The sequence below is a fragment of the Clostridium thailandense genome, from assembly GCF_019207025.1.
GTDB lineage: Bacteria > Bacillota > Clostridia > Clostridiales > Clostridiaceae > Clostridium_AM > Clostridium_AM thailandense.
The window spans coordinates 35657-52582 of the sequence record NZ_JAEEGC010000062.1; the positions used below are offsets into that span (position 1 = coordinate 35657).

The window sequence follows — 16926 nt, forward strand, 5'->3', positions numbered from 1 at the left end:
CTAAGCCTTTGTTTTCACCCTGCATTGCTCTGAATATTCCACCATAAAATTTTCGTCTTCCTTCTCCAAGCCATCATATATTTCCCGTAACTGTTTTCCAATAATTTTAATGTCTTTTTTCTTAACTAACTTATAACCTGAATTCTGCAAGGATGGTAATTTACCCACGAGTATTTTTTTTATTTTATCTTGGAACTCATCTAATGTACTTCCCTTATAGAGTTCTTTCCCATCAGAGAAATGCTCTCTATAGATAGGAATATCTCTAATCAAAATAGGAATCTTCATTGCAAGTGCTTCAAGTAGAACAATGCCTTCCGTTTCTTCATGGGTAAGAAACAAAAATAAATCACTGCCACTATAAGCATCACGTAGTTCATCACGGCAGATATAACCTGGAAATATCACATTTTGGGGTGCTGTGCTAATAGACTCACGCACAGTGTCAGGTATTAGATTAGGATTGGTATAACCAAACCAGAAGAATGTTACCTCTGGCATCCTTTTTGCTAATTTTACAAAGTCACCGATGCCTTTACGCTCTATATAATGCCCTACAGAAATAACTATCTTTTGATCATCTGATAGCTTGTATTTTTCGCGGAATCGCTTTCCACCTTCTACACCAGGAGAGAAATAAGAAAGGTCAACCCCATTTGACAATGCAAAAATAGGCTTTTTAATTCCATAACCTTCTAACAACTTTTTAGAGTATTCTGTAGGAGTGATGATAACGTCCCCTAATTTATAGCAAAACATAATCCACTTCTTAAAAATTGGAGCAATAATGTTAGATCCCTTGAAGGAATTTTTAAAATCTTCCATAGTAGAATGGGCATAATAAACAACCTTTTTCTTTCTCAGCTTTGCCATCATAGCAACAAATATAGAATCAGGAAAGATGGTATTAAGCTGAACTATATCATAATCATCTTTTATATCTGTGGTATATGAAACTCCACTTTCCTCCAAAGCCTTTTGTTGATGATGAATAGCCCTCCCAATGCCGCTCTTCTCCACAAGTTTTAAAAGTCCAGTATACAATAATATTTTCATATGATAATTCCTCCTATCCTTTATAATAATGCTGATAAGTGTTTTATTATTAGAGTAAGTCCAAAACTGTATGCAGCAATAGCACAAGGTTTACCTAAGAGTATGATCATAATAAATTTTTCAAACTTGATCTTACTTACTCCTGCCAGATAGCATAGAAAGTCGTCTGGTGCTACCGGCATAAAGATTGCTATGGCAAAGGCCTTTTCAAAGCCAGGCTTTTGCAGCCACCCCGCATACTTGTCGAAAGTCTCCTTCTTGGAAATGTTTCGAACAAAGTTAATACCATATCTCCTAGATAATAGAAATGCTGCAATTGAGCCAATGCATATACCAATATAGTTATATATAAATCCCTGCACGGCACCAAAAGCTAGAACACCACCAACACAGCCGAGGCCACCAGGAGAAATAGGCAGTACTACCTGAACAGCTTGAAATATAATAAAAATAAATGGTGCAAACCACCCAAACCTTCTCAAAAATGTCTCCATCGCTGTCTGCGATGTAAATATATGAGTTTGAATACCATATATGAAAGCTAGCACCGTCAGCACCAGCCCGATAAATGCGGAACCATTAACTAAAACATTCCACTTCATACGTTGTACTTGTTCCATTTTGGCACCTCCCTTTATCGATTCAATATGAAAGCTGTATATATAATATCAAGTAATGTTAAACTCACAGCCCTGAAAAGTTAAACAAAAGTTAAACTGTCTATAAAAAAACCACTTCTGCAATTTTCGCAAAAGTGGTTACTCTTCTATATTTATTTTAAACTTTGAAACGATACCCTGCTCCCCATACCGTCTCAATATGGATAGGATTGGATGGGTCTTTTTCTATTTTTTCTCTTAGCCTATTAACATGAACTGCAACAGTTTTAATATCACCATAGGCGTCCATTCCCCAAATTCGCTCATATAATATTTCTTTACTAAAAACAATATCTGGATTTGTTACAAGGAATAAGAGCAATTCATACTCTTTATTCTTAAACTCAATCTCTTTGCCATCTACATAAACGCGGTGGGTTTGGGGATTAACTTTTATATTTCCAACCTGTATTTCTTCATTTTTAACTGTTTGACCAGATGTTAGCCGCTCATATTGTGCTAAGTTTGCTTTTACTCTTGCAACAAGCTCTGTAGGAGAAAAAGGTTTGCTAACATAGTCATCAGCCCCTAGGCCTAAACCCCTTATTTTATCCACATCTTCTATCTTTGCAGTTACCATGATTATAGGAACATCAATTATTCCTCTTATCTTCTTACAAATTTCATATCCATCCATACCTGGCAGCATTAAATCAAGCAATATCAAATTATATTCGCCAGAAGTTGCTTGTTTCAGTCCTTCTACTCCATCTTCTACAATAGAAGTTTCAAACCCATTTATCTCTAAAAAATCCCGTTCAATTTCAGCAATAGACTTATCATCTTCAATAATTAGAATTTTCTTCAACACCCTTACCTCCTGCATGTTTAGGGAGCATCATTGTAATGGCAAGCCCACCTTCAGGTACATTCTCTGCCCGTATTGATCCACCCAATTTTTCTAAAATTTTAGCTGTTATAGAAAGGCCTAAACCACTGCCTTTGCTTGGATTGGTTCTAGCTCGATCTCCCCTATAAAAGACATCAAACAGCTTTTCAAGTGCCTCATCAGAAACACCTGGTCCATTATCCGCCAGTGTAATAGTTACATACTTATCTTCCTCCTTGCAGCTAATTTTCATTTGACCTTTTTCTTGTGTTTTGTATTTTACACTGTTTTCTAAAATATTAATTACCGCATTTCGTAACTGTACAATATCTACCTGAACATAGATGTTTTCCACGTTTTGTGCTAACTCAATACCAAGACCTTTTCTCTGATATTCTTCTGAAAGACTGGCTACCATATTAGACATCTCTTTACCAATATTTATTCGCTCAAGATAAAATGGAAACTCCCCAATATCCAGCTTAGAAAATAAAAACAGTTGGTTGACAATATGCTCCAAATCATTTGTCTTATTTTTTATAGTATCCAAATAACGTTTTTGGGTTTCTGGTGTTGATGCCACCCCTTTTTCTATTCCCTCCACATAAGCCTTTATAGAAGTGAGAGGCGTACGCAGATCATGAGAAATTCCAGCAATTAATTCTTTACGATTAGCTTCATCCTTTTGTCTGGCATTTACAGAATCTAAAAGTCTTTGTGCCATCTCGTTAAAGTCTGAGCAAACACCAGCAAATTCATCTTTTCCATCATACTCAATGTGATAATCTAAATTACCATCACGAATTTGGTGTACTCCATATACCAGTGTATCTAAAGGCGTTATAATACTTTTAAATACAAACCGCGTTAAAAGTCGGTTTGTTAAAATTATGATAATAATAATAAAAAGTGCCCCTATTATACATAAATTGATCAAATAAGTGTGATAAGCATTATGCTCTTCTTTATTATGTCTGCTAAAATTAGTATCTGTTAAAAGTATACTGTATTTACCAATACTTTCTCTATACACTGCAAAATTATCCATAATAAATGTATGACTACCACTCTGTGTTAAAGCGGTATCCAGAATGGGTATACTTTCACTAGATGAAGATGGGTATACCAACTCCTTGTCTCGATAAATAGATAAGGAAATTTTCGTATTTTTAAGCTTTTCATTAATGTCATCTATATCTGTCTTCATCTGCTCAAGGTTAGTATTTTCCGACCATTTATTCTCAAGCATATTAATTCTTTCTATGGAATCATAAAATAATTTTTCATTATCTCCAAGATGTTTTCCATTGTTAATTTCCGTTATTTCCCCAAATACAAACATAGTGCCGCCGGTTATCACAAGACTAAGAATTACTGGTATAACAAGCATTAGGAAATTGGAAATAAATAAACGCCGCTTAATGTTCAAATAGTTCACCTCACTTTATTTATTATACTATAAAGTGTTAATATTCTCTGCTAAGAACTCTTTTAATATTTATTCTGTATTCCACTTCCTAAAGGGGTGTATAATCTCTATATAACGCTGGAATTTTATTTACAGCTTTTTTTGAACAATACTCAATATTACTTGCTGAATCAAGAGTTAAATTAAAAATGGCAGAGCAAACAACAGAAATAATTTTAACACATTGTGTTATATCCCATAAGTAAGATGATTCACCTTTAACATAATTACGTAACATATCTTTAATTAAAACTTTAAATGAAGATATGCTTTTTATAGTTGAGTTTATATTATTAGTTCGACTCTTATTTAAATCACTGTTTAGAATATGATAATTTTCAAATAGATACCTTTGCAAATCACGTTCATATTTTAAATGATATGGAATATTGCCAACTGATCCAGATATATGAGAATGACAGCAAAAATCACATAGATAATGAATAACAACTCCTAATTGCATTGAAAAATAGGCATTAAATTTTTTAACTAAAAAAAGCTTTTCTATCTTTTCAATAACATATTCCAGAGATTTCTCCCTATAATGCGGATGAGTTATAACATGCCAACTTTGATCAACCATTACAAGGCCAAAATTAAACATAAACTTTGAAAATCCTTCAGGAACAATATTTATGTTATTGCTAAATGCTAATTTCGCTAACTTAACATGTGTTTTTATTTTCATAGTTAACTTCTCCTATCTGGCACATAAATTATTAATTCTAAAAATCTATATATGGATTAAAAACTTTATGTCTTCTTAGTGGGACTTAAGAGCAGTCATATTTCTATATAATAAATCTTCATAATCTTTCTTTTCCAAAAGCACATTTTTATACAGTTCCTCTACTGTATAAGCAAAATTCTCGACAGAAAACTTTTTAGTTGATTCAATAGCTTCATGAGACAGATTTTTCTTTAACAAGTTATTGTACAAGATGGAATCCAAAGATCTTAAAAACTCTTCTTGGTCATGAAAAGTATATCCATTCACATTATTTTGTACTACACCCTCTAAACACTTATCTGCTTTTGCTACAACAGGCAGTCCTGAAGCCAATGCTTCGATGTAGGTAAGACCTTGAGTTTCACTCTGCGACGCACTGATAAAAACATCACCTATCTGATAATACATGCCAATCTCATCCCAGGGTCTTTCTCCTGCAAAAATTGTCTGTTTATAGATACCCAGTTCTCTTGCCATATCTTCTAGATTACTTTTTTCTGGTCCATCACCAATAAGGACAAATTTCACACCTTCTTTATCTTTTAAATAAGACTTCATAGATATTAGTATTTCTTCAATATTTTTTTCTTTAGATATTCTGCCAACATAAAGCAAACACTTGTCTTCTACTCCAATTCCCAAAGAAGTACGTAAATTACATATGGCTTCAGAATCATAATTGTATTTCGAAAACTTATCTAGCTTAATACCAGTAGGTATGACAGAAATATTCTGCTTTATCTCATAAGACAAAAGTAATTCTTTTACCTTATCAGTAGGAACTATGACTTCATCTGCAGAATTGCAGAAATTAAGACTTAGTTTTCTAGCTGCCATTTTTGCAATAGGTGCCAAAGCTGCAAGCTTTACGATATAGTGTGTGTAATCTTCATATATGGTATGGTAAGTGTGCAAAAAAGGAATATTTAATTCCTTAGCTATAGTTCTTCCAAAAATACCAAGTGAAAATTCTGTATGAGTATGGATTAAATCTAAATCCAACTCCTTTATTAACTTTGCTAATCTATGATTATAGAAGACTCCAACACGTCTTTCACTAACAAAAGGAATACTAGGTACTCGATAGACATTCGTTTCTTTCTTCTCTGCTTTAGGATCTGTTGTTGTAAAAACATACACCTGGTGTCCCAATCTTTCAAGATTTTCTTTTAGCATTAATACTGAAGTTGCTACTCCATTAATTTGTGGATAATAGGTGTCAGTAAAAAGTCCTATTTTCATTTCTCCACCCCTTACTTTAATTTTGCTTATATATATAGTGTAAATCAGAAATGTAAAATTCAAAGAAACCAAAGTTAAACTATTGTTAAACTAAAGATTCTAACTTAAATCTCCTTGATGCTAATATAGAATATATGGGACAGAAAAGGATAGAATAGAAATACACTTTATTATAACTATTACTTAAAATATTCATATTCTTTACATGGAGGTTTCTTATGAATAATAAAGTTAAAGTTGCGAAATTATCTATATATTCTAATACAGTTTTAATACTATCAAAGTTGATAGCAGGATTTATAAGCGGTTCTGTTAGTATCATTTCCGAAGCAATCCATTCGACAATGGATTTGTTAGCCGCTATTATAGCATTTTTCTCAGTCAGAGCATCAGATAAACCAGCAGATGAAGAGCATCCCTATGGTCATGGTAAGTATGAAAATGTATCTGGTGTAATAGAGGCCTTACTTATTTTTATAGCGGCTGCATGGATAATATTTGAAAGCATTAAAAAACTTCTTCATCCTGAACCTGTTGAATCTGTAGGAATTGGTTTTATTGTCATGTTCGCATCGGCATTTGTAAATTATTTAGTGTCTAGAAAGCTATACAAAGTAGCTAGGCAAGAAGATTCAATTGCCCTTGAAGCAGACGCTCTTCACCTTAAAGCAGATGTTTACACCTCTTTAGGCGTTGGGGGAGGACTTTTACTAATTTGGATTACAAAACTTAATTATCTTGATCCTGTAGTTGCTATTCTTGTAGCCATATTTATACTTAAAGAAGCTTATCATTTACTAATATCAGCCTTCAGCCCTCTTATCGATGTTAAGTTATCTGAAGAAGAAATTAAGATTATTACTGAACAGATTAATCAACATAAATCTGTTTATTGCGATTATCATAATCTTAGAACAAGAAAATCTGGTAAAACAAAATATGTTGATTTACATCTAGTATTTCCTGAAGATATGACTGTTAAGGTTGCTCATGATTTGTGTGATGTGATTGAAAATGATATAGAGAAAATTCTAAAAAATACTGAAATATTAATACATCTTGAAGCCTGTACAAAAGCGTGTACTGAATGTAAACTTAACGATAATAGCAATAACTGTATTGTTCATAAGGATAATAATTAGGGATATTCTATTTAAACAAACAATAAAATAAAGACTTCTATATTTCTCATAAAGAAGTCTTTATCAAAATTATCACTCTATTGATTATTAAACTTTTTCTATACTCTTAATTATAATTGTATTTTAGGTATTATACGATACACTTCTAATAAAACAATATTTAAAGTTAACCATACTCCGCCAAAAACATATCCGGCATAAACATCACTTGGATATTGAAGTTGATAGAATAGAGGGCTTAATCCCCCAAGAAAACAAATAATTATGGTTATTACTACAGAAGCAGTCCTAACCCACCCCTTCTTTATATGACGTAATACAAGAAAACATAAGAAGCCATAGGCAACAATTGCCATAAAAGAATTTTTACTTGGAAACGTATATTTAATACTTTCTATAATTGCTTGCCCAGATGGCCCTAGCCTTCTAAAGATAAGTCTTAATATAGCCTGCAAAATTTCTCCACCCCAAATCGTTAAAAATACAAATCTGGTTTCAAGAAATTTATCTATACCTCTTATCATAATCAGTATAATTATACAAATAGTCACTGGTATTAATATATTTATAGATATTATATTATCAAACAACTCCATCATATATCGCCAATCTTCTGTGAAAATTGTTTTTATCAGATAGCTTACAATCATATCAAATTGGTCAAATTCATGAGCTAAAAAGTCTTGTATAACACCAATTACAAGAGCAGAAAATGCTAAAAAAGCTACAGCCAACCCTGCTATTGCAACTTTAATTTTACCAAAAGAATTAAATGTTTTTACAGAATTTCCAAGCATTCTTATGGTAAATTCAATAATTCTCTGCTTATAATTCCTATATAGATATATGACGATTATAATTAAAGCTATTATCAAACCACCTATAATTAAGTATTTAGTAATCATCCTGTGATACTTTTCCCAATTGGTTCCTAGAACCTTTCCTAAAGAAATAAATGTTGCAGTCCATATAAAAGCTCCTGTATAAGCATTTAACGCAAACTTTTTATAGGAAATTTCTGTTGTTCCTGAAAAATATCCTGTAATATGCCTAACACCTGGTATAAAATATGAAATTACTAATAGTCTGTTGCCGTACTTATTAAACCATATTGAAGTTTTATCTAACTTGTCTGGGCCCAAATGAATATAATGACCATATCGCTTAAAAAACTTAACCCCTAATATTTTCCCGATAAAATAAGATATGGTTACACCTATAATTGCTCCGGATGCTGCAAGCACAATACTTGAAAACCAATTCAGCTTCTGTTGATTTATAAGAAAACCGCAATAGGTCATAAGAACTTCACCGGGAAGTGGAAATGCAATCAACTCTAACATTAATGCAACCAACAAAACTATATATCCGTAATGATTAAGTAGTCCCGTTATAAACTGCAATTTATAGATCCCTCCAATATCCTGCCTTGCATAAACCAATTATAGTATCAAAGTTGTTATTCTTATTGATTATTTAATATTTTCTTATCTGTATCATTACTAAACTTCAACTTGCTAAGCAGTAACTTTTCGATCTTTGTATAAAACTCTTCAATTTTATGTTTCAATACTAAGTTATATAAATAGTTTGTAGCAAATACCATTATATATGCACCTATAACATCTGATGAATAATGATTTCCAACATATACTAAAAATATTACCTCTTGATACTATTCAAAAATTTAAATGAGGATATTGAGCTTATAAATCCCCTATTTCTAATGTCAAAAAATCTTTTTCTACATCATAAATATTTTTGTATTCCTCATCTAAGCCTAACAGCCTTTTCAAAAATTTTAATTCACTTGAGGATAATTCAAGTTCATCATACCAGGACTGTGATTTTCTATTAGTTTTTTTGAAAGAAGAATAATATAAATGAAGAAGCAAGTGACCGAAATACGAAAAATCTACAGAAGGAATATATCGCTCATTATTTACTACTCTAGCAAGTCCAAAGTCAATAAGATAAACATCTTCTTCATTAATAATCACATTTGGTACCCTTATATCTCTGTGCACAATGTTTCTCTCATGAAGATATTTTATTATGTCTATAATCCTGATTCCTATTTTATAAATTTCAGAAGGAGTAAATATATAGTTATCTCCAAAAATCATATCTTCTACTGTCTTTCCACTTTTGTATTCTAAAATATAAGCATATATATTATCATTTTTTATTGTATCAATTATTTTAGGAATTGCTGGATGGTCAATACTTGAAAGTATTTTTTTCTCAAAAATAACTTTATTGCCACTTTTCTTAAGGCCTTTAGGCTTAATCTCTTTTAAGACATATTGTTTGCCATCCAAACCAACCAAGTAACATACCCCAAATCGACCTTCACCTATTACTCTTATAACCTTATATCCACCAAGCAAATAACCTGGTGGATATATCTTTCTTCTCCAAAAAGGTATCATGACCATGAACTTTTATACCTTTTTTTACCATATTTTTGATCTGAATAATGGTTTTGATGGGAGTGATGTGAATTATGAGAACAGTATTTATTATATCTCCTACCTGAGCTAGAAAAGGAATCAAATATACCCATTATACGACTCAAAAGTCCTTCACGCTTATAATAATTACTACCTCTATGGCTATCTCCATGATGTCTTTTTCCTGATGATCTTGAAAATAAACCCATTTATTTAATACACCCCTTTTAAAATATTTTCTCCAGTATAATCCAAATCTATTATCAATTAAAAATAAATTTTATATGTAAATAATATGTTATGAATTTATAATTGTCAACAGATTTAAAAGAAAATTAACAACAGAATTTTATTATCAATTGATAATAAAGTACAGATGATAACTTCTTTCATAATAAATTGTCTAAGACTTATATAGCTTTTTATGTGAAAGTAGTATTATATTTCTTATTAATAGCTTAAATAAAAAACAAGTTGGTTAGATACACTTTATGTAAGCTAGCCAACTTATCATTTATATATTTTTATTTAACATCTTACAAATAAACTGCAGTAAGTTATATAAACTTATTTAGTGTTCAGATTACTGACATTCACACTTTATCAGTAATCTGAACCAGTAAAAGTTATTATCTAACTTATAAAATAGTTCTAATAAAAAACTTAAGTGTTTTTTATGTAAATACATCATTATATTTTCTTAATAACAGATTCTATTTCTATACTTCTACTATTCATCTTAACTTCGACTTTCATTATCTTAGTATAAATTCTAAATTAGATAGTCCCATTTAATTTTAATACTATCTGTGCAAAGCCAGTAGCAAATAAGAATGTTCCTGTATAAACAAGCAATGAAATAACAACAATCCTAAATCCTAATTTCTTAAATGTATTGATATCTTTGCCTAAAGATAATCCTGCATAAGATAAAACAGGTGTGGTTAACGCCATAAAATTCACTTTATTTGTAACCTTTGTTAGTATTTCATGTCCTGGAAAAATTGGCGAAGTCAAAAGTAGTGCCAAAAGTGAAATCCATACAACTGTAGGTGATTCTATCTTTACCGGAATAACTTTACTTATCCACCAACCTAAAATAGCTATAGCAACAAGAATAGCCATTCCAGGGAGTGCTTCGAGCGGCTTAATTCCAAATCCTATCCAATTTCCAATCAATGTTATTAGTCCTATAGCGCTTAATGTAATAGCATTATCCTTCATTACTATTGCTCCTTTCAATATTTGAATTTAATTTTTTTCTTCTACCAATTCTAGGTTCCAGCCAGTTATAGAAGCGTTCCGTTAATGGAAGTGATATAAATGCACATACAAATGTACCTAGTAAAGTTGTTGCGAGATTTGCAGCTCCAGAGAATACAAGTATGTCATTTTTAAAGTCAGGAAATAAAACTACCAATGCGCCAGCTGCTGCAGCCATCATACTACCTGATCCAACACCTGCGCCCATTGCTAATGCTAAAGGATGGAAAACTCCTGTTCCACCTAAAATACCAGCTAATAGTCCTAAATAAATTGCTCCAAACAGTGTTCCACAAACATAAACTCCAATTGCTCCCTTACTTTCCTGAGACTCAATGCCAAATTTCTCAGATATAATAGCTAAATTGTTTTCCCTGCTTATTGAATAAGTTGCACCTATAGCTTCTCGCTTCATTCCTAGAAAAACAGCAACAGGAAGCGCAAGAATTACAGTTCCTATAAAATGGCCCACTTCTTGAAATAAAAGAGCCCATCCCTCACTGAAAACTTTCATAATTGAAGGGCCAAGCATAGTTCCTAGTTTTGCTACTAATAATACAAATGAAATTCCTAAAATATTTGCTGATTTAGACATATCTTTTTCTTTTAATAATTTAAGTGAAGGAAAACTTATAATTCCTCCCAAAACTAAAGCATATAGCATTGGAAATAATGCTATAACTCCAAATCCAACATTTAATTTTTTAGCCCCAATAAACTCTGTAAATACTACTAAACATAAAGCCAAAAGATGCACTTTTGGATTAATTAGCTTTTCTTTATTCATAATTTTAGCCCCCTTAAAAATATATCCTTTGTGTTTATAGAAGAACTCTTCCACTCGCAATACTCACAAAGTATTCCAATGCAATATTCAGCGAATTTTCGTCAATATTGAAACGCGGATGATGATGAGGATATATTATGCCTTTCTCCTCATTTTTAGCCCCAACTATAACAAAGCACCCTGGTGCTTCATTTGCAAATGCTGAGAAATCTTCGCTCGCCATCATCGGCTCCGTTATTCTTAATTTATCTGCTCCAAAAGTATTAATAATGGTTTCCTCTACAAATTTAGTTACATCTTCATTATTTTTTATCATATCATAGCCATAATTATAATCAAATTTATATGTTGCTCCATGAGCTTCACATATTCCTTTAATAATTCTTTCCATAAGAACAGGTATTTCTTTACGTATCTCAGGTTTAAAAGTACGAACAGAACCCTCTAATTCAACTATGTCAGGTATAATATTGTAAGTATCCCCTGCATGGAATTTTGTTACGGAAACAACAACCCTCTCATAGGGATTAATTTGACGAGAAACTATATGTTGTAAGTTACTTACAATTTCAGAACCAATAACAATTGGATCTATTGCTTCATTTGGCATAGATGAGTGGCCACCTTTACCTTGAATCTTTATTTTAAATGCATCATTTCCTGATGAAGCTATACCTGATGCAACATCTATTTTTCCAATAGGCGCAAGAGCCATAATATGAATTGCGTATACCTCATCTACTCCTTCCATAACTCCAGCCTTAACCATCTCATATGCTCCTCCTGGTGGAATTTCCTCAGCATGTTGAAAGATAAAACGCACTTCACCACTCATTTCTTCTTTAAAATGACTCATAATTTTTGCTGCTCCAAGAAGCACTGCCGCATGTCCATCATGTCCACAAGCATGCATAACACCATCATTCTTAGACTTGTACGATAAATCATTTTCTTCTTGAATGGGTAAGGCATCAATATCAGCTCGAAAAGCAATTACCTTACCAGGTTTTGCCCCAATCAAACGTGCAACAACACTTGTTTTCGTAGGACGTGAAACTGTCATATTCCCCAAAGACAGCAAGGTGTCATAAATAAATTGTGACGTTTCTGTTTCTTCAAATGATAACTCTGGATTTTGATGAAAATGTCTTCGCCATCCAATTACTTCTTTCTCAACTGATTCTATCAGTTTGTCCATTTTCTTAATTTTTTCCATATTTGCCCCCTTAGTCTATATTTTCGGTATATAAAAGGAAATTTTCCTTTTATATTATTATATTCAATACTCTTAAACATTTCAAGATTTTTTTGAATAATGCAGGAATTTAAAATCCGAATTCCAAATTTTTTACGGATACTCACTTAAATGCTAGTACTCTCACAAACTTTTAGATAACAAAAAAGGACTATTTCAAAACTATCGATTAGTTTTAAAATAATCTCTTTTCATGAATAAATGTATTTTTCACTTAATATATATTTTGTTGTTAACTTAATTGTCTAAATTAATCGATAAAGCTTACTTGGTCGTCCCCGAGTAGAAAAATCCTCCTCACCAATCCACAATGCCAAACCTATCTTACATAATTCTGATATGATACGCCTAGAATTACGCTCCGTCATTTGTAAATGGGCTGCTATATCTTTTGTTGTGAATTGATTCCAGCCCATTTTTTGATTTAAGGCAAATATTTTTTTGTATGTCTTAACACTAATATTCGCCGCCTTTAACTTCTCAATTAGCTCTAAATCACTAGTTACTGGAAAATAAGTTAACTCTTCTTCATCCTCAGCATATTCAATTATCAATCCATTTTCCTGAATAATAACAATGTTCCTTTCAACTTTTTCTTTTGATTGCTGCATTGCATTGTGTGCATTAACTTCTGCAGATAACACAGTTTCTCCGTAACCTATTCCAACAGCGACACTAGCATCAGCCTCTGTTGATAACTGATGAATCGTTTTCTTTAATGTTGAAATCTCCTCTTCAATTGCACCACGTGTACTAATAATGACATACCTGCCATTTCCTCGTTCGGATAAAAAACCATTAATTTTTTCACACAATCTTAAAATTATATCCTTTAAGCGCAGCTCTAAACGCTGAAGATAGTAGGTTGATTTCATCTTATTAATGATTTTATCAAAGTCTTCAACCTCAATCATTTCAACCCCAATTTGTATTCCTTTAAAATAAGATGTCATGAGGTTTTCCACTACTACCTTAATAGCTTGCCTGGTTTCTAGACGGCTAGTTGTTAGCCACGAGGCTGGAACTCCCAACTTTTTCAATTCTTCACTAATAGAGGGTAAACAAGAAATTCCTCCTTCGGTCTTTCCTTGCTTCCATAAATTCATATGAAACTCTAAAAGCTCTTCTGATTTAGTTTGTGAATCTATATATTTCGTGTAAATATGCTTCGGCGGACTATCTAATTGTTTAAGTGTATCATCTAACGGATACATGTCTTTTGGTAAATCAATACTAAAACTATTTGGAGTTCTATTTTGATCATAAATAAAGTCTAGCATTGCTTTAAATAGCCCTGATTCTGTTGCTGGTATATAAAATAAATTTTTTTCAGATTTTAATGCATCCTTAGCAAATAAGTATACAACAGGACCTGAAAATAACCATGCTCTAACTTTATCATTGTTCTTTAAAATAAGTTTTTCAATCTCACTAGGACTTTCATATATATATGGAATAAATTCAAAAGACGTTTTCATTTCCTCAGCAACACTTAATATTCGTTCAACTGATTGCCTAGGGCCCATGACACCAACCATACCAATTTTATACACTTTTGATTTCCTACTTTCTAAATATAATTAATCAACAAGTAATTCTTACTTTAAAAATTATATAAAATCTCTTCTATGAGTAGTATTCTACCAAAAATCTCATTGTAGGGAAAGTAAAAATAATATGAAAGAGTATAAGCCCTTAAAAGTTGAAAGCATGTGATTCTTATAATTTATTTTAAAATCACATGCTTTTCTTGTTTTATTGATGTTACTGCTCAAATCTATACTTTTTTAGCCTTTAAAGCATATTTCTACAGCTTTACAAAATCTGAACCTTGGAGATGATATTGAACTAATTTATTATTACTATTTATAGTTACATCTCAGATACTGCCTTTTTCTTAACCCTTTTCTCAAATAACCCCTTAAAATCATGCAAATATGTGTACACTACTGGTACAAATAAAAGTGTCAACAATGTTGATGTAATTAGCCCTCCAATAATTGCAAAGGCCATAGGTGCACGTTGCTCTGATCCCGCACCGGATGCCATTGCTGTAGGAATCATACCAAAAATCATTGCTAAAGAAGTCATAATAATTGGTCTTAAACGGGTATGACCAGCATCTATTAAAGCTTGTTTTAAATTCATTCCTTTGCTGCAATTTTGTTTTGCAAAATCAATAAGCAAAATTGCATTTTTAGTAACTAAGCCCATAAGCATGATAACACCTATTGCAGACATCATATCTAGCTCTTTATTACCAATAAGCAATCCTAAAATTGCACCAATAATCGCTAGTGGCAAAGAAAGTAAAATAGCAAGTGGATCTACAAAACTTTCAAACTGAGCTGCAATTACAAGGAATATAAATAGAACTCCCATAAGAAGTGCTATAGCTAAACCTCCCATACTTTCTGCCATTTGATCCTGAGTTCCTTCGGCACTTAACTTTATATCCTTTGGTGTAGGTGCTTCACTTTTTAGCTTATTAGTAAATGCCTTAGTAAAATCACTCTGTGCTACTCCAACATAGTTTGCACTTAGCTGAATTTCTCTTTCTTTATCATATCTATTGATAGTAGATGAAGATGTAGCAAAAACTTTTTTAGTTACTTGATCAATAGGAATCATTTTGCCACTTGTACTAGTCACATAGATTCCTTGTAAACTATCAAAATCTTTTCTATTGCCTTCTTCAAGCTGCATACGAACATCGTATCTATCCTTTTCAGTTTCGTACTGACTTACTACACTTCCATTAAATAAAGTACTTAATGTACTAGAAATGGTACTTGGATTTACTCCTAAATCAGCAGCTTTATCTCTATCCACTTCAAGTTTCACTTCTGGTTTTCCAGATGTATAAGTAATACCTACGTCTACTGCTCCAGGAGTATTTTTCATTACCTTTTCAGCTTTTAAAGCATATTCCTGCAGCTTTGCAAAATCTGAACCTTGAACATGGTATTGAACTGACTTACCTGATCCTGTAGAAACACCGGCTGAGTTAATTGATAAGTTGATTCCTGGGATATTAACTAAATCCTGTCGGATTTTTGCTATAATATCGTCAATACCCTCTTTCCTGTCTTTTTTATCTGAAATTTTCACATTAAGTTTAATTTTATCTGACTGGACTGTTGAAGATATATATTGTACTGTTTTATTCTTCTTAATGATAGTTTCCATATCTTTATCAATTTTTGAAGCACTATCTAAGGTGGAACCTGAATCTAAATTTGCTGTTATTGATATTTGTCCATTATCTGTTGCAGCAACAAAGCCTGTCTTCAATTGTGTAGCTAAAAGTAAACTTGCTACTAATAATCCTATTGGTATCATCAAAGTTACAGATCTATGCTCTAGTGCCCATTTTAACAATTTAGAATAATTCTTAGATAAGTTATCAAAAGAATTATTAAATCCTTCTAAGAATTTCCCTATTATAGGAATTTCCTTTTCTTTACTGCTTAGATTCTTTGCTGAAAGCATTGGTACCAAGGTAAAGGCTACAAATAGTGAAACTAAAACACTGGCAGCAACAGTCAATCCAAATTGTACAAGAAACTTTCCTACCATACCATTGATCATAGCAATAGGAACAAATACTGCTACTATAGCAAAAGTAGTAGCTATAACTGCAAGTCCTATTTCCGCAGTACCATCCTTTGCTGCTTGGATTGGACTTTTTCCCATTTGAAGGTGACGCACAATATTTTCAATAACAACTATGGCATCATCAATAAGTAATCCAACAGCAATGGATAAAGCCATTAGTGATACTGTATTAAGTGTAAAATTCATAAATTTCATTACTGCAAAAGTAGTAATTATGGATACAGGTATAGCAATTGCAGTACTGGCAACATTCTTAAGAAACATAAAAACTACAACAACTGCAAGTATACATCCTTCTATCATTGTATGCTGAACATCTTTGACCGAATCAATTATAGATGTTGAGTTATCAGCTACAAGGTTAATTTTAACTCCTGATGGCAAGATTTTTTTAATGCTTTCAATGGGAACATCCATAGATTTG

15 protein-coding genes are annotated in these 16926 nt (G+C 32.0%); 1 reads left to right on the forward strand and 14 read right to left on the reverse strand.

Features of this window, described 5'->3' with window-relative positions; all coding sequences use genetic code 11:
• From I6U48_RS13995 to I6U48_RS14020, 6 genes are all read right to left on the reverse strand, one after another.
• A complete protein-coding gene (locus tag I6U48_RS13995; RefSeq protein WP_218321086.1) occupies positions 1 to 1056 on the reverse strand; it encodes an LTA glycolipid anchor biosynthesis glycosyltransferase, IagA/BgsA family in 1056 nt (351 codons plus the stop codon).
• Between the two features lie 20 nt (positions 1057 to 1076).
• The gene (locus I6U48_RS14000; protein ID WP_218321087.1) at positions 1077 to 1676 is read right to left on the reverse strand and encodes a TVP38/TMEM64 family protein; all 600 of its coding nucleotides are present in this window, start codon (positions 1674 to 1676) and stop codon (positions 1077 to 1079) included.
• A 157-nt stretch (positions 1677 to 1833) separates the two neighbouring features.
• Entirely contained in the window at positions 1834 to 2523 is a 690-nt protein-coding gene (locus I6U48_RS14005; protein WP_218321088.1) for a response regulator transcription factor, read from the reverse strand.
• Positions 2501 to 3973 carry a HAMP domain-containing sensor histidine kinase gene (locus tag I6U48_RS14010; protein WP_218321089.1) on the reverse strand — a complete coding sequence of 491 codons (1473 nt, stop codon included), beginning with the start codon at positions 3971 to 3973 and terminating at the stop codon, positions 2501 to 2503. Before I6U48_RS14010 ends, I6U48_RS14005 begins: the two co-directional genes overlap by 23 nt.
• Positions 3974 to 4061: 88 nt before the next feature.
• Entirely contained in the window at positions 4062 to 4700 is a 639-nt protein-coding gene (locus I6U48_RS14015) for a zinc dependent phospholipase C family protein (RefSeq protein ID WP_218321090.1), read from the reverse strand.
• A 75-nt stretch (positions 4701 to 4775) separates the two neighbouring features.
• Entirely contained in the window at positions 4776 to 5984 is a 1209-nt protein-coding gene (locus I6U48_RS14020; protein ID WP_218321091.1) for a glycosyltransferase family 4 protein, read from the reverse strand.
• A 218-nt stretch (positions 5985 to 6202) separates the two neighbouring features.
• Here I6U48_RS14020 and I6U48_RS14025 point away from each other — a divergent pair, with 218 nt between their 5' ends.
• The gene (locus I6U48_RS14025; protein ID WP_218321092.1) at positions 6203 to 7126 is read left to right on the forward strand and encodes a cation diffusion facilitator family transporter; all 924 of its coding nucleotides are present in this window, start codon (positions 6203 to 6205) and stop codon (positions 7124 to 7126) included.
• A gap of 110 nt (positions 7127 to 7236) precedes the next feature.
• Here I6U48_RS14025 and I6U48_RS14030 read toward each other — a convergent pair whose 3' ends face one another.
• The 8 genes from I6U48_RS14030 to I6U48_RS14065 all read right to left on the reverse strand — a co-directional run.
• The gene (locus I6U48_RS14030) at positions 7237 to 8529 is read right to left on the reverse strand and encodes a VTT domain-containing protein (RefSeq protein ID WP_218321093.1); all 1293 of its coding nucleotides are present in this window, start codon (positions 8527 to 8529) and stop codon (positions 7237 to 7239) included.
• A 303-nt stretch (positions 8530 to 8832) separates the two neighbouring features.
• The gene (locus tag I6U48_RS14035; protein WP_218321094.1) at positions 8833 to 9564 is read right to left on the reverse strand and encodes a protein kinase family protein; all 732 of its coding nucleotides are present in this window, start codon (positions 9562 to 9564) and stop codon (positions 8833 to 8835) included.
• The gene (locus I6U48_RS14040; protein ID WP_218321095.1) at positions 9555 to 9788 is read right to left on the reverse strand and encodes a hypothetical protein; all 234 of its coding nucleotides are present in this window, start codon (positions 9786 to 9788) and stop codon (positions 9555 to 9557) included. Before I6U48_RS14040 ends, I6U48_RS14035 begins: the two co-directional genes overlap by 10 nt.
• Before the next feature lie 568 nt (positions 9789 to 10356).
• Positions 10357 to 10803, reverse strand: coding sequence for a hypothetical protein (locus I6U48_RS14045; RefSeq protein ID WP_218321096.1), 447 nt, complete (start codon positions 10801 to 10803; stop codon positions 10357 to 10359).
• Entirely contained in the window at positions 10793 to 11629 is an 837-nt protein-coding gene (locus I6U48_RS14050; RefSeq protein WP_218321097.1) for a DUF3100 domain-containing protein, read from the reverse strand. Before I6U48_RS14050 ends, I6U48_RS14045 begins: the two co-directional genes overlap by 11 nt.
• Positions 11630 to 11663: 34 nt before the next feature.
• Entirely contained in the window at positions 11664 to 12845 is a 1182-nt protein-coding gene (locus I6U48_RS14055) for an amidohydrolase (protein WP_246615347.1), read from the reverse strand.
• Positions 12846 to 13129: 284 nt separating this feature from the next.
• Complete coding sequence (locus tag I6U48_RS14060; RefSeq protein ID WP_246615348.1) at positions 13130 to 14410, reverse strand: hypothetical protein; 1281 nt, start codon at positions 14408 to 14410, stop codon at positions 13130 to 13132.
• A gap of 346 nt (positions 14411 to 14756) precedes the next feature.
• The coding region (locus I6U48_RS14065; protein ID WP_218321098.1) for an efflux RND transporter permease subunit at positions 14757 to 16926 on the reverse strand (2170 nt) is incomplete at its 5' end.